Source organism: Mycobacterium sp. Aquia_216, assembly GCF_026723865.1.
GTDB lineage: Bacteria > Actinomycetota > Actinomycetes > Mycobacteriales > Mycobacteriaceae > Mycobacterium.
In genome coordinates this window covers 2,295,783-2,320,020 of the sequence record NZ_CP113529.1, presented here as the reverse complement: position 1 = coordinate 2,320,020, position 24,238 = coordinate 2,295,783, and the positions used below count along the sequence as shown (strand labels likewise).

At 67.5% G+C, this 24,238-nt stretch carries 26 protein-coding genes and 3 pseudogenes; 6 read left to right on the top strand and 23 right to left on the bottom strand.

What is annotated here, in order from left to right; translation table 11 throughout:
- Window positions 1-57 precede the first annotated feature (57 nt).
- The gene (pyrH, locus tag OK015_RS10820) at window positions 58-837 is read right to left on the bottom strand and encodes a UMP kinase (protein ID WP_268131331.1); all 780 of its coding nucleotides are present in this window, start codon (window positions 835-837) and stop codon (window positions 58-60) included.
- A 370-nt stretch (window positions 838-1,207) separates the two neighbouring features.
- On the opposite strand from pyrH, the gene mbp1 reads away from it, so the two are divergent.
- Window positions 1,208-1,447: a microaggregate-binding protein 1 gene (mbp1, locus tag OK015_RS10815; protein ID WP_268131329.1), complete on the top strand. Its 240-nt coding sequence runs from the start codon at window positions 1,208-1,210 to the stop codon at window positions 1,445-1,447.
- 248 nt (window positions 1,448-1,695) lie between these two features.
- Window positions 1,696-2,421: a winged helix-turn-helix domain-containing protein gene (locus OK015_RS10810; protein WP_268131328.1), complete on the top strand. Its 726-nt coding sequence runs from the start codon at window positions 1,696-1,698 to the stop codon at window positions 2,419-2,421.
- Between the two features lie 39 nt (window positions 2,422-2,460).
- Here the strand turns inward: OK015_RS10810 and OK015_RS10805 are convergent, their stop codons facing one another.
- The 3 genes from OK015_RS10805 to OK015_RS10795 form a co-directional block, all read right to left on the bottom strand.
- Window positions 2,461-3,396 carry a lysophospholipid acyltransferase family protein gene (locus OK015_RS10805; protein WP_268131327.1) on the bottom strand — a complete coding sequence of 312 codons (936 nt, stop codon included), beginning with the start codon at window positions 3,394-3,396 and terminating at the stop codon, window positions 2,461-2,463.
- A 143-nt stretch (window positions 3,397-3,539) separates the two neighbouring features.
- Window positions 3,540-4,115: an MPT63 family protein gene (locus OK015_RS10800; protein WP_268131325.1), complete on the bottom strand. Its 576-nt coding sequence runs from the start codon at window positions 4,113-4,115 to the stop codon at window positions 3,540-3,542.
- A 303-nt stretch (window positions 4,116-4,418) separates the two neighbouring features.
- The gene (locus tag OK015_RS10795) at window positions 4,419-4,892 is read right to left on the bottom strand and encodes an MPT63 family protein (protein ID WP_268131324.1); all 474 of its coding nucleotides are present in this window, start codon (window positions 4,890-4,892) and stop codon (window positions 4,419-4,421) included.
- Window positions 4,893-5,103: 211 nt separating this feature from the next.
- On the opposite strand from OK015_RS10795, the gene OK015_RS10790 reads away from it, so the two are divergent.
- Window positions 5,104-5,523 carry a MarR family winged helix-turn-helix transcriptional regulator gene (locus tag OK015_RS10790; protein WP_268131322.1) on the top strand — a complete coding sequence of 140 codons (420 nt, stop codon included), beginning with the start codon at window positions 5,104-5,106 and terminating at the stop codon, window positions 5,521-5,523.
- 5 nt (window positions 5,524-5,528) lie between these two features.
- On the opposite strand, the gene OK015_RS10785 is transcribed toward OK015_RS10790, so the two are convergent.
- Genes OK015_RS10785 through rpsB form a run of 3 tightly spaced genes read right to left on the bottom strand, consistent with a single transcriptional unit; the run spans window position 5,529 to window position 8,661 of the window.
- Window positions 5,529-6,947 carry an amidase gene (locus OK015_RS10785; protein ID WP_268131320.1) on the bottom strand — a complete coding sequence of 473 codons (1,419 nt, stop codon included), beginning with the start codon at window positions 6,945-6,947 and terminating at the stop codon, window positions 5,529-5,531.
- 31 nt (window positions 6,948-6,978) lie between these two features.
- A complete protein-coding gene (tsf, locus tag OK015_RS10780) occupies window positions 6,979-7,794 on the bottom strand; it encodes a translation elongation factor Ts (RefSeq protein ID WP_268131318.1) in 816 nt (271 codons plus the stop codon).
- Between the two features lie 12 nt (window positions 7,795-7,806).
- Window positions 7,807-8,661, bottom strand: a complete 855-nt coding sequence (rpsB, locus tag OK015_RS10775; RefSeq protein WP_268131317.1) for a 30S ribosomal protein S2 — start codon at window positions 8,659-8,661, stop codon at window positions 7,807-7,809.
- Window positions 8,662-8,994: 333 nt separating this feature from the next.
- Here rpsB and OK015_RS10770 point away from each other — a divergent pair.
- A pseudogene (locus tag OK015_RS10770) lies at window positions 8,995-9,450 on the top strand (M23 family metallopeptidase); the annotation flags it as partial.
- Between the two features lie 126 nt (window positions 9,451-9,576).
- Here the strand turns inward: OK015_RS10770 and OK015_RS10765 are convergent.
- The 8 genes and pseudogenes from OK015_RS10765 to OK015_RS10730 form a co-directional block, all read right to left on the bottom strand.
- Window positions 9,577-10,473, bottom strand: coding sequence for a tyrosine recombinase XerC (locus OK015_RS10765; protein ID WP_268131315.1), 897 nt, complete (start codon window positions 10,471-10,473; stop codon window positions 9,577-9,579).
- A 33-nt stretch (window positions 10,474-10,506) separates the two neighbouring features.
- Window positions 10,507-11,679 (bottom strand): lactate 2-monooxygenase, encoded by a 1,173-nt coding sequence (locus OK015_RS10760; RefSeq protein WP_268131314.1) that lies wholly within the window; start codon window positions 11,677-11,679, stop codon window positions 10,507-10,509.
- Between the two features lie 24 nt (window positions 11,680-11,703).
- Window positions 11,704-12,561, bottom strand: coding sequence for a siderophore-interacting protein (locus OK015_RS10755; protein ID WP_268131313.1), 858 nt, complete (start codon window positions 12,559-12,561; stop codon window positions 11,704-11,706).
- 157 nt (window positions 12,562-12,718) lie between these two features.
- Window positions 12,719-13,879, bottom strand: coding sequence for a DNA-processing protein DprA (gene dprA, locus OK015_RS10750; protein WP_268131312.1), 1,161 nt, complete (start codon window positions 13,877-13,879; stop codon window positions 12,719-12,721).
- Complete coding sequence (locus tag OK015_RS10745) at window positions 13,876-15,387, bottom strand: YifB family Mg chelatase-like AAA ATPase (RefSeq protein ID WP_268131310.1); 1,512 nt, start codon at window positions 15,385-15,387, stop codon at window positions 13,876-13,878. The genes dprA and OK015_RS10745 overlap by 4 nt, the downstream gene beginning before the upstream one ends.
- The gene (locus tag OK015_RS10740) at window positions 15,387-15,782 is read right to left on the bottom strand and encodes a YraN family protein (RefSeq protein ID WP_268131309.1); all 396 of its coding nucleotides are present in this window, start codon (window positions 15,780-15,782) and stop codon (window positions 15,387-15,389) included. The genes OK015_RS10745 and OK015_RS10740 overlap by 1 nt, the downstream gene beginning before the upstream one ends.
- Window positions 15,783-15,986: 204 nt before the next feature.
- A complete protein-coding gene (gene fdhD / locus OK015_RS10735) occupies window positions 15,987-16,808 on the bottom strand; it encodes a formate dehydrogenase accessory sulfurtransferase FdhD (protein ID WP_268131307.1) in 822 nt (273 codons plus the stop codon).
- A gap of 83 nt (window positions 16,809-16,891) precedes the next feature.
- Window positions 16,892-17,344: pseudogene (locus OK015_RS10730) on the bottom strand (hypothetical protein); the annotation flags it as partial.
- A gap of 266 nt (window positions 17,345-17,610) precedes the next feature.
- Here OK015_RS10730 and OK015_RS10725 point away from each other — a divergent pair.
- Window positions 17,611-18,381 carry a GAF and ANTAR domain-containing protein gene (locus tag OK015_RS10725; protein WP_268131305.1) on the top strand — a complete coding sequence of 257 codons (771 nt, stop codon included), beginning with the start codon at window positions 17,611-17,613 and terminating at the stop codon, window positions 18,379-18,381.
- 1 nt (window position 18,382) lies between these two features.
- Here the strand turns inward: OK015_RS10725 and OK015_RS10720 are convergent, their stop codons facing one another.
- The 4 genes and pseudogenes from OK015_RS10720 to rplS form a co-directional block, all read right to left on the bottom strand.
- Window positions 18,383-18,688: a DUF2469 domain-containing protein gene (locus OK015_RS10720; RefSeq protein ID WP_007171389.1), complete on the bottom strand. Its 306-nt coding sequence runs from the start codon at window positions 18,686-18,688 to the stop codon at window positions 18,383-18,385.
- Window positions 18,685-19,531: pseudogene (locus OK015_RS10715) on the bottom strand (ribonuclease HII). The gene OK015_RS10720 and the pseudogene OK015_RS10715 overlap by 4 nt, the downstream one beginning before the upstream one ends.
- Window positions 19,532-19,533: 2 nt before the next feature.
- Window positions 19,534-20,451: a signal peptidase I gene (lepB, locus tag OK015_RS10710; RefSeq protein WP_268131300.1), complete on the bottom strand. Its 918-nt coding sequence runs from the start codon at window positions 20,449-20,451 to the stop codon at window positions 19,534-19,536.
- A 90-nt stretch (window positions 20,452-20,541) separates the two neighbouring features.
- Window positions 20,542-20,883, bottom strand: a complete 342-nt coding sequence (rplS, locus tag OK015_RS10705; protein WP_268131298.1) for a 50S ribosomal protein L19 — start codon at window positions 20,881-20,883, stop codon at window positions 20,542-20,544.
- A gap of 341 nt (window positions 20,884-21,224) precedes the next feature.
- On the opposite strand from rplS, the gene OK015_RS10700 reads away from it, so the two are divergent.
- The gene (locus OK015_RS10700) at window positions 21,225-22,193 is read left to right on the top strand and encodes a hypothetical protein (protein WP_268131297.1); all 969 of its coding nucleotides are present in this window, start codon (window positions 21,225-21,227) and stop codon (window positions 22,191-22,193) included.
- On the opposite strand, the gene trmD is transcribed toward OK015_RS10700, so the two are convergent.
- Genes trmD through rpsP form a run of 4 tightly spaced genes read right to left on the bottom strand, consistent with a single transcriptional unit; the run spans window position 22,190 to window position 24,200 of the window.
- Entirely contained in the window at window positions 22,190-22,885 is a 696-nt protein-coding gene (gene trmD, locus OK015_RS10695; RefSeq protein WP_268131296.1) for a tRNA (guanosine(37)-N1)-methyltransferase TrmD, read from the bottom strand. The genes OK015_RS10700 and trmD overlap by 4 nt on opposite strands.
- 15 nt (window positions 22,886-22,900) lie before the next feature.
- A complete protein-coding gene (gene rimM, locus OK015_RS10690; RefSeq protein WP_268131295.1) occupies window positions 22,901-23,434 on the bottom strand; it encodes a ribosome maturation factor RimM in 534 nt (177 codons plus the stop codon).
- A gap of 13 nt (window positions 23,435-23,447) precedes the next feature.
- Window positions 23,448-23,690 (bottom strand): RNA-binding protein, encoded by a 243-nt coding sequence (locus OK015_RS10685; protein WP_036354608.1) that lies wholly within the window; start codon window positions 23,688-23,690, stop codon window positions 23,448-23,450.
- 9 nt (window positions 23,691-23,699) lie between these two features.
- Entirely contained in the window at window positions 23,700-24,200 is a 501-nt protein-coding gene (gene rpsP / locus OK015_RS10680; RefSeq protein ID WP_268131266.1) for a 30S ribosomal protein S16, read from the bottom strand.
- Window positions 24,201-24,238 lie beyond the last annotated feature (38 nt).

Below are 24,238 nucleotides of genomic sequence, written 5' to 3'. Positions count from 1 at the left end.
CTCCTCCTCATCACTACGTTCCGCATCGTCGCCAGCGCGCATCATCGCGTCTTCCCCTCAAGTGGTAACCAGCGTTCCGATCTTCTCACCAGCGACCGCCCGAGCGATATTGCCGTTGGTCAGCAGGTTGAACACCAGGATCGGCATGCCATTGTCCATACAGAGACTGAACGCGGTGGCATCGGCCACCCGCAGTCCTCTGTCGATGACTTCGCGGTGGCTGATCACGGCCAGCAACTCGGCGTCGGGATCCTGCCGCGGATCCGCGGTGAACACACCGTCGACGGCCTTGGCCATCAGGACCACGTCCGCGCCGATCTCCAGCGCCCGCTGCGCGGCCGTGGTGTCGGTGGAGAAGTACGGCAGCCCCATGCCGGCGCCGAAGATGACCACCCGGCCCTTTTCCAGATGCCGGACGGCCCGCAACGGGATGTACGGCTCGGCCACCTGACCCATCGTGATGGCAGTCTGAACTCGGGTGGCGATGCCTTCCTTCTCCAGGAAGTCTTGCAGCGCAAGGCTGTTCATCACGGTGCCGAGCATGCCCATGTAGTCCGACCGGGTGCGCTCCATGCCGCGCTGCTGAAGTTGCGCGCCGCGGAAGAAGTTGCCGCCGCCGATCACGACGGCGACCTGTACACCGTCGCGAACCACCTCGGCGATCTGGCGCGCCACCTGCGCCACGACATCGGGATCCAGCCCGACCTGGCCGCCGCCGAACATTTCGCCACCAAGCTTGAGCAACACCCTCGAATACCTGGCCCGATTCGGCGGCTGTCCGTGGTCGGCCGAAGGGGTCGGCACGCCGTTAGCGCTCGTGGGCTCAGGCTGCGTCATCAGACTCCTCGCATGACAGTGCCATCCCAGGCTCGGCCACTGTCACCCACCCGGAACGGCGGTTCATATCCTGCCCCATCGCAGCACACTCTGGCGCCAGCGGGGTGAATTATTCGTACGGTTGGCGAGCCGGGTCGCTGCCATAGGACGTCGGCGCAGGTCAGGCTCGAATCAGCCACCCTCGCGACTTTGCCTCCGGCATCAAATGTTTGAGCTCGAGGCGGCATGGGAATCCACACCAACGCGGCGGGGAATCCACGGTCTTGAGAAGCAGGGCCCAGACACGCCGTATCACGGAATCGATCGTTGCCCCGATCGTGCGAGCGCGTCAGTCGCTCGAATCACGTACGCCACTGAGGAGGAATCATTCATGGCGGATCACGAAAACTCTGGACCCGCGGAAGCCGTTAAAGGCGTGGTCGAGGACGTCAAGGGAAAGGTCAAGGAGGCCGCCGGTGCTTTGGCCGGTCGCGATGACCTGACCCGTGAGGGCCAGGCGCAGCAGGACAAGGCGGAGGCCCAGCGCGACGCGGCAAAGAAGGAAGCCGAAGCGGAGTCCGCTCGCGGCGCCGCAAAGGTCGCCGAGGAGCGCCAGAAGTCCAACCAGTAGCTTGCTTCGAGGATGGGTCCGGCCCGTATCTACGGGCCGGACCCGTCGACTTTCCGGGACGACTTGCGCATTCACCAAGGCAGAACCATCTCCACGAATGCCCACTTCAGTGGGCATTCGCCCGACGGGGAACAACAAAGAAGGCATAGTTGTGTCCTGAATGGGGTATCCAGCGCTGCGCTGGCGGACATTTCCCGCGAGATGTCTGCGCGGTGGGGGGCGGCGACAGACCCTCATGAGGTTTGGAGATGTCTTTGGACGTGCTACTGCTTTCCAACGCCGACGATTTCGCGTCCGCGTTGCCGACCCTGCCGGCCTTGACGCAAACGATTAGGCGTGTCCCACTCTCCGAGCAGCTCGACGGACATCACGACGGTGCCGACGTGGCAATCATCGACGCGCGCACCGACTTGGCGGCTGCCCGCAGCGTCTGCCGCGGTTTGACGGCCAGCGCCCCGGCCGTCGCGGTCGTGGCCGTGGTCGCCCCGGCACACTTCGCGTCGGTTGACGTCGACTGGCGCCTCGACGATGTGATGTTGCCCGCCGCCGGCCCAGACGAGCTGGAGGCACGGTTGCGCCTGGCGATCAAGCGACGGCGCAGCACGGTGGACGGGTGCCTGAAGTTCGGTGACCTCGTCCTGCACCCGTCAAGTTTCTCCGGGTCGCTGCGCGGCAAGGATCTCAACCTGACAGTCACCGAGTTCAAGTTGTTGAATTTCCTTGTGCAACATGCGGGTCGGGCATTCAGCCGCACCCGGCTGATGCACGAGGTGTGGGGCTACGACTCCAATGGACGCGTCCGCACCGTCGATGTTCATGTGCGACGGCTGCGCGCAAAGCTGGGGCCCGAAGACGAATCGATAATCGACACCGTGCGCGGCGTGGGCTACATGGCGGTGACGCCACCGCATCCGCAGTGGGTCGTCAACGACCCGGGGCCCGGCGCGGGGCTCAACGGCAGCGCCCACCACTGATACGTCTGTAATACCTTGCTATTCGAGGACTTTCGCTTGTCACGCGAAAAGCGGTAGTGCGCGCTTGCGCGCCAGCGCGTCCATGCCCTGCTGAATGCCGTCCTGGACCTCCCGATACTTGCGGTCGACGTAGTCGTCGTCCTCGGCACATGCGGGATCGTGTTCCAGCTCGACCGCAGGCATGAACCGCGTCCTGATCTTCGCCGGCAACGGCAGCTGCGGCAGCGCCGCCGGCGCGATGCCCCACGGCAATGAGACGGCCAGCGGAAAAACCTTGAGCCGCAGCAGGCGGTCCAGCCGTAGCGCCTTCGAGAGGCGATCACCGCGGATCAGCACCGGCATGGCATCCGCGCCGCCGACGGTCGCGATCGGCACGATCGGCACGCCGGCACGAATCGCCATCTTCACGAAGCCGGTGCGCCCCGCGAGGTTGGCGCGGTCGCGCTCAGACCAGGGCCGCAACGAATCCACTTCTCCGCCAGGCCATAGCGCGACGTCTCGCCCCTCGGCAAGTGCCGTGGCGACGGCGTCCGGGGCGGCCGGAAGCACGCCCATCGAACGGAAATAGCGGCCGAACAGCGGGATCGCCATCAACGCATCGTGCGCTGTGCCGTGCAATGTGCGGTCGGGGCCGAAGCGCCGCCACCATTGCAGACCGACAGTCCACGCATCCCAGACGAACGGGGCACCAGAGTGGATCCCGATCAGGAGCGCCGGCGGATCGGGAATGTTTTCCCAGCCGTCGATCTCCATCCGAAACCAGTAGTCGACCAACAGATTCCAGACAAACTTCTGGCGTTGCATGCTCGTCTCGTCTTGACCGCTCAGATCCCATTGGCCGGCGCGCTCCGCCACCCAGCCGCTCACGCCGCCGCGTTGATCGTCGCGTTTTTCCTCCATTTTCGCGCGGGCCAGCTCGGCATGCTGTTGCGCTTGTTCGCGTACGGGGGCTGATCTGTGATCTGTGTAACTCATTTTTGTCGTGTACCCCGTTGAGCCGCATGCAATTCGGAGATTGCTCAACGAAAAAACCCGGGGAAGACGGCCCGGACGCAGGCCTCCCCGCGCCACGGTCTGTGGCGCGGGGAGGCTGTGCGACAACTAGGCCCGGGTAAGGCTTAGGTGTTAGCGTGCGCGCCGGGCGCCGGGCTAGGCAGCGCACCGGGCGCCGGGATCGGCGCCGGGCTCTGCACGCCGGGCTCCGTGCCGCCGGGTATGTTCGACGTCCAAATCAGAATGTCCTGCATGCCGTCGTTGTAGACAACGCCGTTCGGCGGCGCGCCGGTCACGTCGAAGTACAGCGTTCCGGTCGACTCGCTGCCCTGCGCTATGGGCGCCGGGTTAAGGCTGCCCGGGGCCTGAACCTTGTCGATCACCCGGTAGTTCTGGCCGTTGGGCCCGCGGGCGATGAAGTCGTTGACCATCGGGGTCACCAGTCCGCCTTCGGACTTGACGCTGACATCCGCCTGGTACAGCGTGCCCTTCGGGGTGTACCCCGGGATCGCCGCGCTGCTCTGCTGCAGGTTGCTCACCGTGTAGTTGGTGACCAGCGGCCCGCTCACGAGCTGCTCGCTGGTACCGAAGCCCTGGATGTTGGGCGGCGCGGCGGACGCCGTCGCTGCGGTGAAAGCGCCCACAGCAGCAATGCCGGCGGCTCCGATCACCGATTTCATAGCATTAGAAGTGAACTTCATGCTAGATACCTCTCAGTCGAATCGTTCGGCAACTCTTGCCTGCGATGATTTCCCCCAAAGTGCGCGCGTTATCGGCGCACCGTCGCCGCATAGCCATTGCGCCACGACCTCAAACATCACGGCCTTGAGCTGCGAATACATAATTACACCGCGGCAATAAACAAATTAGCCCCAAAATACACATAGACCTCAAAGGCTTAGTTCAGCCCCAAATGCCACAGTGACGCACCGGTACGCATAACGGAAGTTCCCCGCGCGGAAAACACGCGGGGAATTTCGTTGCGAATTCGCGGTGCGCGGACTCTAAACGTGCCGAGTCCAAACCAGGAAATCGTCCGCGCCGTCGGTGTACACCACGCCGACCGGCTGCTGGCCGGTCACGTCGAAGTACAGTTCGCCGGTCGTCCGTTGGCCTTGATCGATCGGACCGGGGTCCAAGCCGTTGGGAACAGGTCCGTTGTTGACGACTTGATAGACCGTGCCGTTGAACGCCCTTGCCATGAAACGAGCGATGTGCGGCTGCACCGTCCCGGCATCCGATTTCGCCGTCACATCAGCCTGATAGAGCTGCCCCGCGGGCTGGAATCCCGGTATCGTCGCGTCACTCGGCCGCATATCACTCACCGTGTATTCGGTGATCAGCGGACCGTCGATAGCCTGTTCGGTGGCTCCGAAGCCCTGAACGTCGGCACCAGCCGGCCCCGCCGTGAACAGACTCGCCCCTGCTATGCCCACGGCACTCAGAGCCGCTTTCACTGTCGTCGTGGTGGATTTCATTGCGCCTCCCTGTCCTCGTCGTTCACCCGTACCGCGGCGATACCCGTCGCGGTCCGCGCGCCAAACGACGCGAGATGGGCCGGGCGGCCGAATTGAGGCGACATTCAAGCGTCGTGCGCTGAGCCGTTACTTCGCAGTCGCCGCGGCGTAACCGGCCTCGTTGGGCCACGCGTGCGTCCGGCCGCCGCGCGGATATGTCAATATCGCTGACATGGCTGCGACCGAAGATGCTCCGCTCGGCTACCTGCTGTACCGCGTGGGAGCCGTGCTGCGTCCCGAGGTTTCCGCCGTGCTGAGTCCGCTGGGCCTGACACTTCCCGAATTCGTTTGTCTGAGAATCCTTTCTATGTCACCGGGACTGTCCAGCGCCGAGTTGTCCCGCAGTACCAATGTGACGCCGCAGGCGATGAACACCGTGCTGCGCAGACTGGAAGAGGTTGGCGCGGTGGAACGACCGACGTCAGTGTCCTCCGGCCGCGCCCTACCGGCCACCCTGACCAGTCAGGGTCGCACCCTGCTGAAACGCGCGGAAGCCGCGGTTCGCAACGCCGATGACCGCATCCTGGCCAAGCTGACCGCAACGCAACAGCGCGAGTTCAAACGAATGCTGGACAAGCTCGGCTCCGACTGACCCGGCTATCCGGCCGCCTGGATTCGTGCCCACGGCCGCGCCTCTTCGAGCTCGTAGGCCAGTTCCAGCAGCAACGCGTCCTGGCCCAAGTCGGCGGCGAGCATCATGCCGACCGGCATGCCGTCCGCGGACTGGGCCAGCGGCAACGAAATCGCGGGGTCTCCTGTGACGTTCTGTAGCGGCGTGAACGCCACCCAATCGATCAGCCGATCCATGACCTGCCGGTATTCGGTCGGCGCCAGGTGGCCGACGCGTGGTGTCAGATCGGCGAGCGTCGGGGTGAGCAACGCGTCATAGGTTTGGTAGAACTCGGCGCTGCGCCGTCGCATTCTGCGCAGTCGCACGATCACTCCCGGCAGCCGGTGCAGGTTGCGGGCGGTGTGACGCTCCAGGCCGAGCGTCAAAGCGTCCAGCCGGGTGCGGTCGAACGTGTTGCCGAACACGCGCCGCCCGGTGCGGACCTGCGTCAGCGCGAGAAACCCCCAGTACAAGATGAAGTCGTCGACAAAGCTGTCCGGCACCGGCTGCGCATCGATGTGTTCGACGCGGTGTCCCAGTTCTTCGAGCACCCCGGCGGCCTTCAGGGTCAGCTCGCGCAATTCCGGGCCGCACTCGCGGCGGACCGAGCCGGTGGCCACGGCGATCCGCAGCCGCTGGCGGCCGGGCCCGGTGACGTCGCCGATGGGCGCCAGCTTGGGGTTGCGCCAGATGCGTTCGGCTTCCCGGTAGAACGCCGCGGTGTCGCGCACGGAGCGGGTCAGCACGCCGTTGGTGACGATGCCTACCGGCATCCGGCGCAGCTCCGGGTCCAGCGGCAACCTGCCGCGCGAGGGCTTGAGTCCGACAATCCCGTTGCAGGCGGCCGGAATTCGGATCGAGCCGCCGCCGTCGTTGGCGTGTGCGATCGGCACTACCCCGGCGGCGACGAACGCACCCGATCCCGACGAGGAGGCCCCGGCCGTGTAGTCGGTGTCCCACGGGTTGCGGACCGGCCCCAGCCGCGGATGTTCGGCGGCCGCGCTGAAACCGAACTCCGACATCTGTGTCTTGCCCAGCGACGTCGGTCCGGTGGCCAGGTACACCTGGGTGAACTCGCCGTCGGCGACGGCGTTGCGCGGCGTCCACGCGTCGGCGCCCCGCATCGTCGGCTGTCCGGCGACGTCGACGTTGTCTTTGAGGAACGTCGGGACGCCTTCAAAAAAGCGGGCAGAACCGCTCGGTGGCGTGCCCGAGGCGGTCGCCCGCGCCTGCTCAAAAGCCTTGTACGCCAAGCCGTTCAGCGCAGGATTGACGGCCTCGGCGCGAGCGATCGCTGCCTCGACGACATCGGTTCTGCCGACCCAGCCGGCCCGGATGGCCTCGCTGAGGCCGGTGGCGTCAAGATCGCCGAGGGCGTCGTCACCGAAAGCGTGCACACGTCGCATAGCACTGACGCTAGCCGCTCCCGGTTGCCGGCTAGGCCTGACCCACCTCGAAGCGAACGAACCGAGTCACCGCGACGCCGGCCTCGTCGAGCAGAGCCTTGACGGTCTTCTTGTTGTCGGAGACCGACGGCTGCTCGAGCAGCACACTGTCCTTGAAGAAGCCGTTCAGCCGGCCCTCGACGATCTTGGGCAGCGCCTGCTCCGGCTTGCCTTCCGCCTTCGCGGTCTCCTCGGCGATGCGACGCTCACTGGCCACGACGTCCTCGGGCACGTCCTCGCGGGACAGATAGCGCGCCTTGAGCGCGGCGATCTGCAGCGCGACGGCGTGTGCGGCTTCGGCGTTGCTGCCGGTGTACTCGACCAGCACACCCACGCCCGGGGGCAGGTCCGCGGCACGCTTGTGCAGGTAGGTCTCGACAGTGCCGTCGAAGAACGCGACCCGGCGCAGTTCCAGCTTCTCGCCGATCTTGGCCGACAGGTCGGCGATGGCCTGCTCGACGGTCTTGTCACCCACCTTGGCTGCTTTGAGCGCGTCGACGTCGGCTGCCTTGGACTGCGCTGCCGCGGAGACGATCTCGTCGGCCAGCGTCTGGAACTCCGCGTTCTTGGCGACGAAGTCCGTCTCGCTGTTCAGCTCGATGAGAGCGCCGTCCTTGGCCGCGACCAAACCTTCGGCCGTGGCGCGCTCGGCGCGCTTGCCGACATCCTTGGCGCCCTTGATCCGGAGTGCCTCGACCGCCTTATCGAAGTCGCCGTCGCTTTCGGCCAGTGCGTTCTTGCAGTCGAGCATGCCGGCACCGGTCAGCTCGCGAAGACGCTTGACGTCGGCAGCGGTGAAGTTCGCCAATGGTCAGCCTTCCTATGAGGATTCCGTAGTTGTTTCGGTTGCGCCTCCAGCGGCGTCGGCGGTGGCTGTGGTCGTCGCGGTCGTGGTCGCCGAAGCCAGCAGCTCCTGCTCCCATTCGGCGAGCGGCTCGGCGGCCAGCGAGTCCCCCGCCTCGGGTTTGCCGTCGCTGCGGCCGGCACCGGCGCGCGCCTGCAGGCCCTCGGCGACCGCGGAGGCGATCACCTTGGTCAGCAGTGCGGCCGAACGGATCGCGTCGTCGTTGCCCGGAATCGGGTAGTCGACCTCGTCGGGGTCGCAGTTGGTGTCCAGGATCGCGATGACCGGGATGCCCAGCTTGCGGGCCTCGCCGACGGCGATGTGCTCCTTGTTGGTGTCGACGACCCAGATCGCCGAGGGCACCTTCGCCATGTCGCGGATACCGCCGAGGCTGCGGTCCAGCTTGTTCTTCTCGCGGGTCAGCATCAAGATTTCCTTCTTGGTGCGCCCCTCGAAACCACCGGTCTGCTCCATGGCCTCGAGCTCCTTGAGGCGCTGCAGCCGCTTGTGCACGGTGGAGAAGTTGGTGAGCATGCCACCGAGCCAGCGCTGGTTCACGTACGGCATGCCGACGCGGGTCGCTTCGGCCGCGACGGACTCCTGCGCCTGCTTCTTGGTGCCGACGAACAGCACGCTGCCGCCGTGGGCGACGGTCTCTTTGACGAACTCGTACGCCTGGTCGATGAAGGTCAGTGTCTGCTGCAGATCGATGATGTAGATGCCGTTGCGGTCGGTGAAGATGAACCGCTTCATCTTGGGATTCCAGCGTCGGGTCTGGTGCCCGAAGTGGGTGCCGCTGTCAAGCAGCTGTTTCATGGTCACGACGGCCATGGTGATGTCATTCCTTTATGTCGGTTGTCGCCCGGCGACGGGTGAAGCCGGGCCCTGGCGCCTGCTGCGATGCCGGACCCTGTTACGGGACCGCCCGGCATGCGCTGCGTTCTCCCAGTGGAACGGGAGACGCGGGGCAGACGCGCGAAGTCAGCCCGCGAACGAGCTGCGACGAGCAGTTTACACCGACTCAGCTGGTGCTTTTTCCCCAGCACACATCCACACTGCGGCGTGCGTGCACAGATTTGGCAAACGTGGGTGGCCGTGTCGCCGAAGCCACGCTGAACTCGTGGGGTGCGATGGGCGGCGCTGATCGTGAGCATGGCGCTGATCAGCGCAATCCCGGCGGCGGCGGAGGACCTCCGGCTGGATTGGCCGCTGCGGCCGGCCCCGGCCGTCGTCCGGGGATTCGACGCCCCGTCGCCCAACTGGAAGCGCGGGCACCGCGGCGTGGACCTGTCCGGTCGCCCCGGCCAGCCGGTGTACGCCGCCGGCAGTGCGACCGTGGTGTTCGCCGGGCTGCTGGCCGGACGGCCGGTGGTCTCGCTGGCCCATCCCGGCGGATTGCGCACCAGCTACGAGCCGGTCCGGGCGCTCGTCCGGGCCGGTCAGCAGGTGACGGGGCAGACGGTGATCGGCGAGTTGGTGGCCGGGCACAGCGGCTGCCGGGCCTCGCAAGCTGGAGGGGCCTGTCTGCACTGGGGTGCGATGTGGGGTCCGGCGGCCGGCGCCGAGTACGTCGATCCGCTGGGCCTGCTGAAATCCACCCCGGTGCGGCTCAAGCCGTTGGGCGGCTAGGTAGCGTCGAGTGCGCATCGGAGCTGACCCGAGCATCGAGTGCGCACCGGAGCTGACCCGAGCATCGAGTGTGCGTCCAGGGCGACGCCAGCGCACACTCGGCAACGTGAATGCGCGCTAAGCGCGCGGGTGGGCTTGGTCGTGCACCGCCCGCAATCGCGACACCGCGACATGGGTGTAGAGCTGGGTCGTCGCCAGGCTGGAATGGCCCAGCAATTCCTGGACGACCCGCAGGTCAGCTCCGCCTTCGAGTAGATGCGTGGCCGCGCTGTGCCGCAGCCCGTGCGGTCCCATGTCGGGCGCGCCGTCTACCGCGGCGATGGTCTGGTGTACGACGGTCCGCGCCTGGCGCACGTCGAGTCGGCGGCCACGCGCGCCCAGCAGCAGCGCCGGCCCGGAGTCCGCGGTGACCAGCTCGGGACGACCGTCGGCCAGCCAGGCGCGCAGCGCGTCGGCAGCAGGCAACCCGTACGGCGCGCTGCGCTGTTTGTTGCCCTTACCCAGGACCCGCACCACCCGGTGAGCGGTGTCGACGTCGTCGATGTCCAGGCCGCACAGCTCGCTCACCCGGATACCGGTGGCGTACAACATCTCGACGATCAGCCGGTCCCGCAGGGCCAGCGGATCTCCTTGCTCGGCCCCGGATTTCGCGGCGGCCATCGCGTCCAGCGCCTGATCCTGACGCAGTACCGCCGGCAACGTGCGGTGCGCCTTCGGCACCTGCAGCCGAGCGGCGGGGTCCGCGGTCAGCAGGCCGCGCCGGAGCGCCCACGCGGTGAAGGTCTTGACCGCCGAGGTGCGACGGGCCAGCGTCGTGCGAGCGGCACCGGCGGCCGCGCCGGTGGACAGCCACGTCCGCAGCAGCGGCAGGCTCAGACCGTCCAGGGCGGTTCCGCGATCGTCGAGGAAAGCGAACAACGAGCGCAGGTCGCCCAGGTACGCGCGGCGCGTGTGGGCCGAACGCAGACACTGCAGTTCCAGGTACTCGTCGAACTCCTCGAGGACCGCCTGCACTCCCCCACGGTCGCAGGCGCGGCCCGGCGCTCCTTAGTCGACGCGCCGAAGCGTGTCCGGGGTGAGATCTTTCAGCGTCGGATAGCCGTCGACGGCCATGATCAGGTCCGCTTCGGCGAGCAAGGTACGCAGGACGTGCACGATGCCGTCGACGCCGCCGAGGGCCAACCCGTAGGCGTACGGCCGGCCCACTCCCACCGCGGTCGCACCCAACGCCAGCGCCTTGATGACATCCGCGCCGCTGCGGATCCCCGAGTCGAACAGCACGGGCAGGCCGTCGGCCGCCTCGACCACCCCGGGCAGACAATCCAGCGCGGGCAGGCCACCGTTGGCCTGACGCCCACCATGGTTGGAGCAGTAGATGCCGTCGACGCCGCCGTCCTTGGCGCGCCGCGCATCGTCGGCGTGGCAGATCCCCTTCACCAGCAGCGGCAGCTTCGTCAGCGACCGCAGCCAGGGCAGGTCATCCCAGCTCAGGGGGTTTCCGAACACCTGAGCCCAGCGCAGGATGGCGCCTTGCGGGTCTTCCTCCGGTGGGCGTTGCAGGCTGGCGCGAAAGACCGGGTCGCTGAAGTAGTTGTTCAGGCAGTGACCGCGCAGCTGCGGGAAGTTCGAGGTGCGCAGGTCACGCGGGCGCCAGCCGGTGACCCAGGTATCGAGGGTGACGACGATGCCCTTGAATCCGGCCGCCTCGGCGCGCTGCACGAAGCTGGCGGCCAGCTCGCGGTCGGTCGGGGTGTAGAGCTGGAAATACCCGGGCGTGTCGCCGAGCGCGCTCGCGATGTCTTCCATCGGGTCGACGGTCAGCGTCGAGGCGACCATCGGGACACCGGTGCGCGCCGCCGCCTGTGCGGTGGCGAGGTCGCCGTGGCCGTCCTGAGCGCACAGCCCGATGACGCCGATCGGCGCCATGAACAGCGGAGACGGCAAGGTCAGGCCGAACAGCTCCACGGTCAGGTCGCGTTCCCTGGCCGCGTTGAACATGCGCGGCATCAGGCCCCAGCGCTCGAAGACCTCACAGTTGACCCGCTGGGTGCGTTCGTCGCCGGCGCCACCGGCGACGTAGGACCACACCGACGGCGGCAGGGCCAGCTCAGCACGCTCCGCCAATTCCGCGAAAACCATGGGGAGTGAGGGCACCACCCCGGCCAGGCCCTGAAAGTAGATCTCGTTCTGGTAGTCCCCGAAACTGGGCGAGAATGCCATGGGATCGAGAATGCCACCCGGCCGTCAGGCTGACGAACTCGCCGACTCCGCCTCGGCCAGTTGCTTCTTCCACTGCCGGAACGTCTCTTCGGTACGGCCGCGTCGCCAGTAGCCGGAGATCGACGACGCCCACTTGGCCGCCACCCCGCGCTCTTTGCGGATGTACGGCCGCAGGTTGTGCATGACGGCCTGGGCTTCACCGTGGATGAAGACGTGTGGCTGCCCGGGCAGCCACAGCGTGGTGGTGACCGCCTCGATCAGCGGTGCGAAATCACCGGCGCGGTCCTCGGCCACCAGGTCGGCCCGGCCGCCGCGGTAAACCCAGTTCACCAGCACGCCTTCCGGCGCGGCCAACGGGATTTCGTCGTCGGGACCGGCTACTTCGATGAATGCTTTACCAATTGCAGTGGGAGGCAACGCTTCCAGCGCGGTGGCGATGGCGGGCAAGGCGGACTCATCACCGGCCAGCAGGTGCCAGTCGGCCGCGGGGTCCGGTGTGTAGGCGCCACCGGGCCCCATCAGATAGATCACCTGACCGGGTTGGGCCTTGGCCGCCCAGGCACCCGCCACCCCGTGGTCGCCGTGCACCACGATGTCCAACGAGATCTGACGGGCCGCGGCGTCGACCTTGCGAACGGTGATGGTCCGTACCGACGGCCTTTTCTCCGGGGGCAGGACGGCAAAGCTGTCCTGGGTCAGCGGCTGGGGCAACCCGGCCACATCGATATCGTCGGCGACGAATACCAGCTTGACATAGGAGTCGGTGAAGTTGCTCGGCACGAACGTGTCGAACTCACTGCTCCCCAACGTCACACGCACCATGTGCGGTGCGATTCGTTGATTAGCGACGACTTCGAAACGTTGAAGTGGTCGACCTGCCACATGTCCTCCTGTTCCGACCCGGCCCCAGCCGACTATACGAGTCGGGCCGTCGCCGCAGGTCGGCCGCCGCGGTGGTGCGCAAATCCGCGGTTATGCGGGCCGATACCGGGACCATCGGGGGCACTTTCCCGCTCCACGATCGACGCATTCCCGTGGGTCACCTGGCTCGCAGCCGGGCGCTTGCGCCGCGCGGGCGGACGATTCGCCAGCTCCCACCGTCGCGTTCGGCCAACCCCGCCAGCTCGAGGATCGCCAACGGACCCAGCACCTGCTCGGGCATCAGCCCGGATCCCACGGCGAGCTCGTCGACCGTCGCGGCACCGCGACCGGGTAGCGCCTCGTACACCTGACGTTCGGCCGGGCCCAGCCCGTCGAAGACAGTGGCGGGTCGGGGCTCTTCGACGGCGAGCTCGCCGATGCGGCCGACGAGCTCGACGATGTCGTCGGCTCGGGTGACCAACTCTGCCCCGTTACGCAGCAGGGCGTGACAACCGGCCGACGCCGACGAGGTGACGGGCCCGGGCACCGCGGCCACGAGCCGGCCCAATGCCCGCGCCCACGCGGCGGTATTCGCGGCGCCGCTGCGCAGCCCCGCCTCCACCACGACGGCGGCTCCCGCGACGGCCGCAACCAGGCGATTGCGGGTCAGGAATCGGTAGCGGGCGGGGCGGATGCCGGGCGGGTATTCGCTGAACAGCAGCCCGTGCTGGCCGATGCGATGCAGCAACCCCGAATGCCCGGCCGGATAAGGGATGTCGATCCCCCCGGCCAGCACCGCCACGGTCATTCCGTCACTCGCCAGCGCCGCGCGGTGCGCCGCGCCGTCGATGCCGTAGGCACCGCCGGAGACCACCGCGACGTCGCGCTCGGCCAGCCCCGCCGCCAGATCGGCGGCTACCTGTTCGCCGTAGGCGGTGGCCGCGCGGGTGCCCACTACCGCGGCCGCGCGTTGCGCCACCTCGTCCAGACGCGCGGGACCCAGCGCCCATAACACCATCGGCGGCGCGCCGCCGGGCCTGGACCCGGCGCCACCGAATGCCGAGAATGCGACCAGCGGCCACTCCGCGCAATCCGGGGTGATCAACCGACCGCCACGACGGACGAGCAGCTCGAGATCCACTGCCGCCCGGTCTATTTCCCGCCTGGCTGCGGTGCGCCCCGCCAGCTGGTCGCTGACCAGCCCGCGCCGGACCCGGTCCGCCGCCTCGACCGGGCCGACGCACTGCACCAGGGCGGCGAGCTCCGGGCACGGTGGCTCGGCCACTCGCGACAGGTATGCCCAGGCCGGCCACGTGGGATCGTCGAAGCTCGCGGTCATCGCTGCGCTCCCAGTTGCCGAAAGCTCAGCGCGGCGGCCACCTCGTCGAGGCCGGGCGACGCCCGGCCGGCCAAGTCGGCCAGGCTCCACGCGACGCGCAGCGTGCGGTCCAGCCCGCGAATGCTAAGCATCCCGCGCTCCACCGCGCGGCGCAGCGGATCCATCGCCGAGCTGGCGGGCCGGAACTTTCGTCGCAACAGCGTTCCGCTGACCTCGGCGTTGGTGCTGAACCCATGCGGCCGCCAGCGCGCGGCTGCCGCGGCGCGGGCCTGTGCCACCCGCTGGCGCACCTGCGCGGTCGATTCACCCTCGGCCGCCGCGAACGCGCCGGCACGCACCGGATGCATCTGCACCCGCAGGTCCACCCGATCCAGCAGTGGTCCCGAAAGCTTGCCCAGATAGCGCCGTTTGGTGGCCGCCGGACAGATGCAATCCTGTGGATCCGCCGGTGCGCAGGGACACAGGTTCGCGGCCAACACCAGCTGGAACCGGGCCGGGTAACACGCCACCCCGTCGCGGCGCGCCAGACGAATGAGCCCGTCCTCCAACGGTGTTCGCAATGCTTCTAGCGCGCTGACGCTGATCTCGGCGCATTCGTCCAGAAATAGCACCCCGCGGTGCGCCCGGCTGACGGCGCCGGGGCGGGCCATCCCCGAGCCCCCGCCGACGAGCGCGGCGACGCTGGAGCTGTGGTGCGGCGCCACGAACGGCGGCTGGGTGATCAGTGGCATGTCCCCGGACAACAAGCCGGCCACCGAGTGAATCGCGGTGACTTCCAGAGCCTCGCTGTCGGTCAGGGTGGGCAGCAATCCCGGAAGACGTTGTGCCAACATGGTTTTGCCGATTCCCGGCGGGCCGGTCAGCATCAGGTGATGGGCCCCGGCCGCCGCCACCTCGACCGCGAAACGCGCCTGGGCCTGCCCCACCACGTCGGCCAGATCCCCCGCCGGCTGCGGGTCGGTGGCCCCGGCGCTGATCCGCTCGTCCAACCGACCCGAGCCGCCGAGCCAGCTCTGCAGTTGTCCCAACGTGCGAACGCCCCAGACGTCGATTCCGTCGACCAGGCTGGCCTCGGCGAGGTTGTCCACCGGGACCAGGACGGCCGGCCAACCGTCGCGTTTGGCGGCCAGCACCGCGGGCAACACGCCGCGCACCGGCCGGACCCGGCCGTCCAGCGACAGCTCGCCCAGCAACACCGTCTTCTCCAGGCGTTCCCACGGATTCTTGCGCTGCGCCGACAGCACGGCCGCCGCCAGGGCGATGTCGTAGACCGATCCCATTTTCGGCAACGTCGCCGGAGACAGCGCGAGCGTCAGTCGGGCCATGGGCCAGCTGTTGCCGCAGTTGGCGACCGCCGCCCGGACCCGGTCGCGCGACTCCTGCAATGCGGCGTCGGGCAGGCCGACGAGGTGTACGCCGGGCAGCCCCGAGGTGATGTCGGCCTCGATCTCCACGATCTGTCCGTCGAGTCCACGCACCGCGACCGAGAAGGCGCGCCCCAACGCCATCAGCCGATCCCCTGCAGGTGCGAAATCTCCGGCGTGCGGACGCGCCCGACCCGCACCCCGATCACATCGATGCGGATCGCCGCCCAGCGTCCGTCCTGGCCGGCCAGCCAGAGCCCCGCCAGCCGGCGCAACCGCCGGACCTTGCCCGGGGTGACCGCGTGCGCCAGACCGCCAAACCCGTCGCCGGTACGGGTCTTGACCTCGACGAACACCACGGTGCGGGTGGCGTCGTCGGCAGCGATCACGTCGAGCTCGCCGTAGCGGCATCGCCAGTTGCGGTCCACGATCCGTAACCCCATCCGCGTGAGGAAACCCACGGCGAGGGCCTCGCCCATCATTCCCAGCTCGATCCGGGTCATCGTCTTCTCGGCCTCGGAGGCCTTCAACGTCGTCATGCGGCCAAGGTGGCCGCCCGGCCCGACATGACCTGTCGTGACGGGCGCCTCGAACCCGGCTTGGCGACCGGTTATCCCCAGTCGAGCTTCCATCCACAGCCGCTGTACGGCGGGTGCGGCGCGCGCAGCGACGGTTCCGGCCGCAGGAGCCGATCGTCGGCGAATGCGGGTAACGCTGCGCGGCAAAGGTATTCGAAGCCGCAGCTAGGCGATCCGGTCCCCGCGGGTGTAGACGTTCATCGAATCCGCGCGCAGGAAGGCCACCAGCGTGACCCCGAATTCCTCCGCCAGGGAAACCGCCAGCGACGACGGCGCGGACACCGCGGCGAGCACCGGAATACCCGCCAGCACGGCCTTCTGCGTGATCTCGAACGACGCCCGCCCGCTGACCAACAACACCGAACCGGCCGACGGTATCCGTTCGTGCTCCAGCGCCCAGCCCACGACCTTGTCGACGGCGTTGTGCCGGCCGATGTCCTCGCGCACCACCAGCATCGTGCCGTCCGCGCCGAACAACGCCGCGGCGTGCAGTCCACCGGTTCTGTCGAAAACCTTTTGCGCACTGCGCAGTTGACCGGGCATCGCCTTGAGCGTGGCGGGCGTGACCGTGACGGGATCCTCCCCCGGGCTGAAGCGGCCGATCACCCGGACCGCGTCCAGTGACGCTTTGCCACAGACCCCGCACGAGGAGGTGGTGTAGAAGTTGCGGGTGACGTCGAGACCGGGCGGTTTCACGCCGGGGGCCAGCGTCACGTCCAGCACGTTGTACGTGTTGGCGCCGTTCTCACCCCGCCCGCCGCAGTAGCGGATGGTCAGCACGTCTTCGCGCCGCGCGATCACGCCTTCGGTCAGCAGAAAGCCTTGCGCGAGTTCGATATCCGAACCGGGTGTCCGCATCGTCACGGTGATCGGCGTGCCGTTGACGCGGATCTCCAGTGGCTCCTCCACGGCCAGGGTTTCGGGCCGGGTGATCGCCTGACCTGCGGTGACGTGCGTTGCGCGCCGGCGCGCGGTTGCATTGCCCATCAGGCGATCGCACCGCCGCCGGGCCCGGCCGCAATGGCCGCCGCATTGCCGACCGGAGTCGAATAGGCCACCACCAGGAAGTCCCGGTAGGCACCTTCCCAGCTGATCGGTCGGTGGTGCCCTTCGCCGGGCCGCAACACCATCGGGTGGGTGAGGCGCCCCCGCTGGGACAGCCAGTGCTCGGGCTTCGCCAACAACTCGGCCACGGAATGGCGCGCGAAAAACTCGGGTGTGACGGTGCGCTTGGTGGCCTCCTCGGCGACTGCCTTCGCGCCGTTCTCGCAGAACTCGGCGGGCTTGCCTCCGCCGTGCTCTTCGGGCCACGCGCGACCCGGGCAGTCAAAGCCGTTGCGCTGATTCAGCCGGGCCACCGCCGCCGCGGTGCGTAGCGCACCCATCTGCTCCACCCCCCGTTGTAGCGAGGCCATTACCGCCGGTCCGCCCGCCGCCTCGTGCTTTCGCGGCGCGATGGTGATCGAATGCCCGTCGTAGTCGACCGCAACGTCGCGAGACACCGATCGGCGCGCAAAACTCACCGACTCAAATTACCTTGGCGACGCGGTCGCCCGCGCGCGCAGCCGATTTCAGTGCCGCGCCCCAGCCGGGCTGTCGCCGAAGTTCAATGCGAACTCAAACCCTGAACCCCGAAGTCGGTGGTCAACGCCTACGCTTGCTCTAGTCTCGACTTGGCTCGTCGGTTGCCGCCTCAGTGCACCGCATCTGCACTGGCCGCGAATGAATGGGTTTGGGGGCGCAGCGGGCCGGGATCACGCCGCCGACTGCGCCGGAAGTGAGGCACAACATGGCAGACGAATCGAAGGCCGGCACGGAAGCGTCGTTACCCGGCGGAGAGAAGGCCGATCCGGCGACGGTTTTCGCCGCCCTCGCCGAGATCATCTACCAAGGCTCCGACGTGAACGAGATGTATGCAGCGATCTGCGTCGCCGCGACCCTGACCGTCCGCGGCTGTGACCACGCCAGCCTGTTGATACTCGACAACGGTCGGTATGTCACCGTCGGTGCGAGCGACGGGCTCGCGAGGAAAATTGACGAGTTGGAACTGCGTGCCGGCGACGGCCCGTGCCTCGACGCGATCGAGGAGGAAACTCCCCAGATCGACGCGGACCTGACGACGGCGCCCCATTGGCCCAAGTTCGCGGCCATGCTCCTCGAGGAGACACCGGTGCGCGGAGCCATGGGATTTCGGCTGCTGGTCAACAACCGCAAAGGGGCCGCGCTCAATCTGTTCAGCGACACCCCCAACAGTTTCGACGCCGAGTCCGCCGGACGGGCGGCGGTGCTCGCCTCGTTCGCCAGCGTGGCCATCAACGCGGTAGCCAAGGGGGAAGATGCCGCCAGCCTGCGCCGGGGACTGCTCAGCAACCGCGAAATCGGCAAGGCCGTCGGCATGCTGATGCTGCTGCACGACCTGACCGAAGAGGAGGCGTTCGACCTGCTACGCCGGCACTCGCAGGCCCTGAACATCAAGCTGGCCGACGTCGCGCGGGAGGTCATCGAACGGCGCGGCAGCCTGCCGTCCAACGGCGAACAACAGCTTCCGCCCGGCACCTAGGCTATTCGGGCAACCGCAGCTCGGGCTTCTCGACTTCTTCGATGTTGACGTCTTTGAAGGTGACCACCCGCACCTGTTTGACGAACCGGGCCGGCCGGTACATGTCCCAGACCCAGGCGTCGGAGAGGCGCAGCTCGAAGTAGACCTCGCCGTCGGCGTTGCGCGGGACCATCTCCACGCTGTTGGCCAGGTAGAAGCGCCGTTCGGTTTCCACCACGTAGCTGAACTGGCCGACGATGTCCTTGTATTCGCGGTAGAGCGAGAGCTCCATCTCGGTCTCGTACTTCTCGAGATCCTCAGCACTCATCTGCCACTCATCTGCTCAGACGTCCTTTTCCCTGCCAGTTTCCCCGACTTCCCGTTCGGGCCGCGGACCGACAGCATGCTCGCCGGGTGAGAAGTCTGCTTCCATCTTTCCTCACCGGTGTTCGCCACGCTCGCCCGGAGGGTCCGGTTTGCATTCGGCAACCACCCGCGTGCGGGAGCCGTCCCCGGATAGCGAGGCCACGCGCCGAACGTTGATGAACGAATAGCGGTGCTCAGCGCAGGGCCCCAGCCGGCTCAGCGCCATGCTGTGCGCGGGTGTGCTGTAGCCCTTGTGGTCGGCGAAGCCGTAGCCGGGGTGGTCGGCCTCCATCGCGACCATCAGCCGATCCCGGCTGACCTTCGCCAGGACACTGGCGGCGGCGATGCAGGCGGCGGCGGCGTCCCCACCGACCACCGGCAAAGACGGCATCGGCAGGCCGGGCACGCGAAAGCCGTCGCTCAGCACATAGCCGGGGCGCACCGACAGACCGGCCACCGCGCGTCGCATGCCTTCGATATTGGCGACGTGGACGCCGCGCCGGTCGACTTCGACCGAAGGGATGAACACCACGTGATAGGCAACCGCGTACCGGCGGATCAGCGGGAACAGCCGCTCCCGCACCTTCTCAGTGAGTTTCTTCGAATCATCAAGGGCGGCAAGGCTTTCCAGGCGATTCGGCCCCAATACGCAAGCCGCCACCACCAGCGGGCCCGCGCAGGCGCCGCGGCCCACTTCGTCCACTCCGGCCACCGGCCCCAGGCCGCTGCGGTGCAGGGCGGACTCCAGGGTGCGCAGTCCCGTCGATTTGCGGATCACCGTGCGCGGTGGCCACGTCGTGGCCATGACTATTGGCCTTGCTGTGGGTTCACCGAACCCACGCCACCCCATCGTGTCGGCGGCCAGACGATGAACCTGGCCTTGCCGATGACGTTGGCCACCGGCACCGTCCCCGACATCGGGTCGCCGGTGCACAGAATGCCTTTGAGGGCGTCGGTCGGGGTGCTGGTGCAGTGGGCGCGCGAGTCCGCCGAGTGAGTGCGGTTGTCACCCATCACCCACAACCGTCCGTCCGGTACGGTGACCGGCCCGAACTCGCTGCCCAGGCACGGGTAGACCGACGGGTCGGCCATCATGGTGTTCGGACTCAGGTACGGCTCCTTGAGCGGCTTTCCGTCGACCGTCAACCCGGAGTCGGCCCGGCACTGCACCGTCTGCCCGCCGGTCGCGATGACCCGCTTCACCAGGTCGTTCTCGTCCGGAGGCACGAAACCGACGAACGACAGCGCGTTCTGGACCCAGCGCAGCGCGGTGTTGGGAGACCGGATCGACTTGTACCCGACATTCCAGGACGGCGGCCCTTTGAAGACGATGACATCGCCGGGATGCGGCGAGCCGAAGCGGTAACTCAGCTTGTCGACCATGATCCGGTCACCGACACAGCCGGCGCATCCGTGCAGCGTGGGCTCCATGGATTCGGACGGAATCAGGTACGGCCGCGCCACGAACGTCAACATGACGTAGTAGAGGACGATCGCGGTAACCGCCAGAATCGTCAGCTCGCGCAGCGCGGACTTCTTCTTGGGTTCCGGCTGCTCCGCGTCGGAAGCATCCCCAGCTTCGAGCTCCGACTCGGAGCCGGGTTCGGGCACGTCGTTGGCCTCGTCCACTTCGTCCGAGGATGCGTCTGGTGCGCGCGTGGAGACCTTCGGCTCCGACTGACCAGGCTCGGACTGGGGCTCAGGTGAGTCCGTGGAATCCGTCACGAGATCAGAGTAGCCAGCACAGTTTGGGTGTTTGTAAAGCGTCTTCGAAACCAAATAGGCGCGCCGCAGCGCCCGCCGAGACGCGCGCGGTCAGCGCTTTTCCTTGATCTTGGCCTTCTTGCCGCGAAGTTCACGCAGGTAGTAGAGCTTTGCGCGGCGGACATCGCCACGGGTCACCACCTCGATATGGTCGATGTTCGGCGAATGCACCGGGAAGGTCCGCTCGACGCCCACGCCGTAGCTCTCCTTGCGCACGGTGAAGGTCTCACGGACGCCACCGCCCTGCCGACGGATCACCACACCCTTGAACACCTGGACACGCTCCTTGGCGCCCTCGATGACCTTGACGTGCACGTTGATGGTGTCGCCCGGACTGAAGGCCGGGATGTCGTCGCGTAGCGACGCCTGATCGACGAAGTCCAGCCTGTTCATGCGAGAGACACTTCCTTGAGGTCGCGGCGTGCGGCAACTGCCCGCACGCAGGGGTGGTCGTTAAGCCGATTCGGGCTTTGGGTCGTATCTCGCAGCAGACAGAAAGCGGCCCGGCCGGCCGGCAGCCGCTGGAGACAACTGGTCAATTGTGCCAGACACCCCGCATGCATTGAAAATCACAGGTAAACCCTGCGGTTCATGCTGCGCCAAAGGCGCTGGTGAGTGGTACATATGACTGGGGCAAACACGCTAGTCGCTACCCGAACTCGAAGACGCCCGGGCAGATTGCGGTAAGGCCGCCCACATGCAGGTTTACGTCGGAGGACTTGGGAGAAGAAAAGATGCGTGTACGCCCGCACACCGCGCTCGCCGCCGTCGCGGCGGTGACCCTGGTGCTGGCCGGGTGCGACGAGGCACGGCTAGCGGCAAAAGCCCAGACCAAGGTGTCCAGTAACGCCGCCCCCGCCGCGTCCGATCACCAACCGCAACTCGTTCAGCTGCTGCTGGACACCATCGAGGCGCCCGAGGCGCCGGGCGCGCTGCAGGTAGCGCCCAGCGGAACTCTCGGCGGGTTGCAGGAACGCATGCAGCAGGCCACCGACCAGGCCGCCGCCAGCGGGGCCACGCTCTCGGTGGGCATCCTGGACCGCAAGACGCATGAGCTGATCTCCAACGGCAACACCCAGATCATCGGCACGGCCTCGGTGGCCAAGCTGTTCATCGCCGACGACCTGCTGCTCCAGGAAGCCCAGGGCAAGACCACCCTGTCCCCCGACGACCGCCGGGCACTGGACGTCATGTTGCAATCGTCCGACGACGGCGCCGCCGAGAGGTTCTGGGGTCAGGGCGGCGGCGACAACATCATCACCCAGGTGGCGGGCCGCTACGGGCTGTCGTCGACCACCCCGCCCTCGGACGGGCGCTGGTGGAACACGATGAGCTCGCTGACCGACGTGATCCACTACTACGACAAGCTGCTCGACGGGAGCGGTGGGCTGCCCGCGGAACGGGCCAAGATCATCGTCAACGATCTGGCCCAGTCCACCCCGAACGGGATCGACGGGTACCCGCAGCGGTTCGGCATCCCCGACGGCCTGTTCGCGGAGCCGGTGGCGGTCAAGCAAGGCTGGATGTGCTGCATCGGCACCGAGTGGATGCACCTGTCGACCGGCGTGGTGGGCTCGGACCGCCGCTACATCGTGGTCGTCGAGTCCCTGCAGTCCTCCGACGACGCGACGGCGCGCGACACGATCACCCAGGCCGTCAAGACGATGTTCCCCAACGGCCGGATCGCCTCCAGCTCCTCCTAGGCGCCGCCCGGCTCCAGATCGGGGCGACGCTCGCGAGTGCGCTGCAGCGAAACCTCCCGGCGCCACGCCGAGATGCGCGCGTGATCGCCGGACAGCAGCACCTCGGGGACGTCGAGGCCCCGCCAGCTCGGCGGCCGGGTGTAGCTGGGCCCCTCCAAAAGTCCCTCGAGCACCGGCGAGTGCGAATCCTCCCGGTGTGAAGCGGGATTGCCCAGCACACCGGTCAGCAGGCGCAGCACGGCCTCGATCATCACGATCGCCGCCGACTCCCCGCCCGGCAGCACGTAGTCGCCGATCGAGACTTCCTCGACCCGCATGCGGCGGCCGGCGTCTTCGACGACGCGCTGGTCGATGCCCTCGTAGCGGCCGCAGGCGAACACCACGTGCTTCTCGGCGCTCCAGCGCCGGGCAGTGGCCTGATTGAACACCGCGCCGGCGGGAGTCGGCACCACCAATAGTGTTTCACTGGAACATATTTCATCCAGCGCGTCGCCCCACACCGGCGCTCTCATCACCATCCCCGGGCCGCCGCCGTAAGGCGCGTCGTCCACCGAGCGATGCACATCGCGGGTCCACCCCCGCAGGTCGTGTACCCGCAGGTCGACCAGGCCCGACGCAATTGCCTTGCCCGGCAACGATTGCCGCAGCGGGTCCAGGTAGGCCGGAAAAATCGTGACCACGTCGATCTTCATGTCGATGCGCCCCTGCTACGCCAGGTCCAGCAGACCCTCGGGCGGATCGATCTCGACCATCCGGTCGTCCAGTGACACCGACGTGACGATCGCATTCACGAACGGCACCAATACTTCCCGGGTTTCGTCGCCGTCGGTGCGGTGCACCGCCAGCAACTCTCCGGCGGCGGTGTGCAGCACCTCGGCGACGATCCCGACATCTTGTCCCGTCGCGGTGCGCACCTGCAGGCCTTCGAGCTGGTGGTCGTAATAGGTGTCGGCCTCGTCGATCGGTGGCAGATCATCGGAGTCCACCACGAACAGGCTGCCCCGCAACGCGTCCGCGCCGTCGCGGCTGTCCACTCCGGCCAGTCGCACCAGCAGCCGCCCGCCGTGTTCGCGCGCGGCCGCGACCACGTAGCTGCCCTCTGCTCCGCGGCCGCGGGATGGCTTGGCACGCAACGTGCTACCCGACGCAAACCGGTCGGCGGGGTCGTCGGTGTGAACTTCCACGACCACCTCGCCGGTGACGCCGTGTGCCTTCACGACCCGTCCGACGAGCAGCTCCATGAGCGCCCCCGGCCTACTGGTCGGTGTCCACCACGTCGACGCGAATGCCGCGGCCACCGATACCGGCGACCAGCGTGCGCAACGCCGTCGCGGTACGTCCCCCGCGACCGATCACTTTGCCCAGATCGTCGGGATGGACATGAACCTCGACAGTGCGCCCACGGCGGCTCGTCACCAGGTCCACCCGGACATCGTCAGGGTTGTCCACGATTCCGCGGACCAGATGCTCAACAGCGTCGACGACGACCGTACTCATCGCGGTGGGTCAGCTTTCCGTAGAAGATTCGGCCGGTTCGGGCTGCGCGCCACCCTCGGCGGCCTCAGCCGGGGCTTCGGCCGGGTCAGCCGGGGCCTCGTCGGCTTTCGCGGCCTTCTTGGGCGGGGCCTTCTTCTTCGGCTTCGTGGCCTCGGTGGTCGGTCCGCCGTCCGCCTCGGCCAGCGCGGCGTTGAACAGGTCCAGCTTGCTCGGCTTGGGCTGCTTGACCTGTAGGGTGCCCTCGGCACCGGGCAGGCCCTTGAACTTCTGCCAGTCGCCGGTGATCTTCAGCAACTTGAGGACGGGTTCGGTCGGCTGCGCCCCGACCGAAAGCCAGTACTGGGCCCGCTCGGAGTTGATTTCGATCAGGCTCGGGTCTTCCTTCGGGTGGTACCGGCCGATCACCTCGATCGAGCGGCCGTCGCGCCGGTTGCGGGCGTCGGCGACGGCGATGCGGTACTGGGGATTGCGGATTTTGCCAAGCCGAGTCAGCTTGATCTTCACAGCCATGGTTAAGCGATTTCTCCTGTGTGTCACGCTGCAATTCA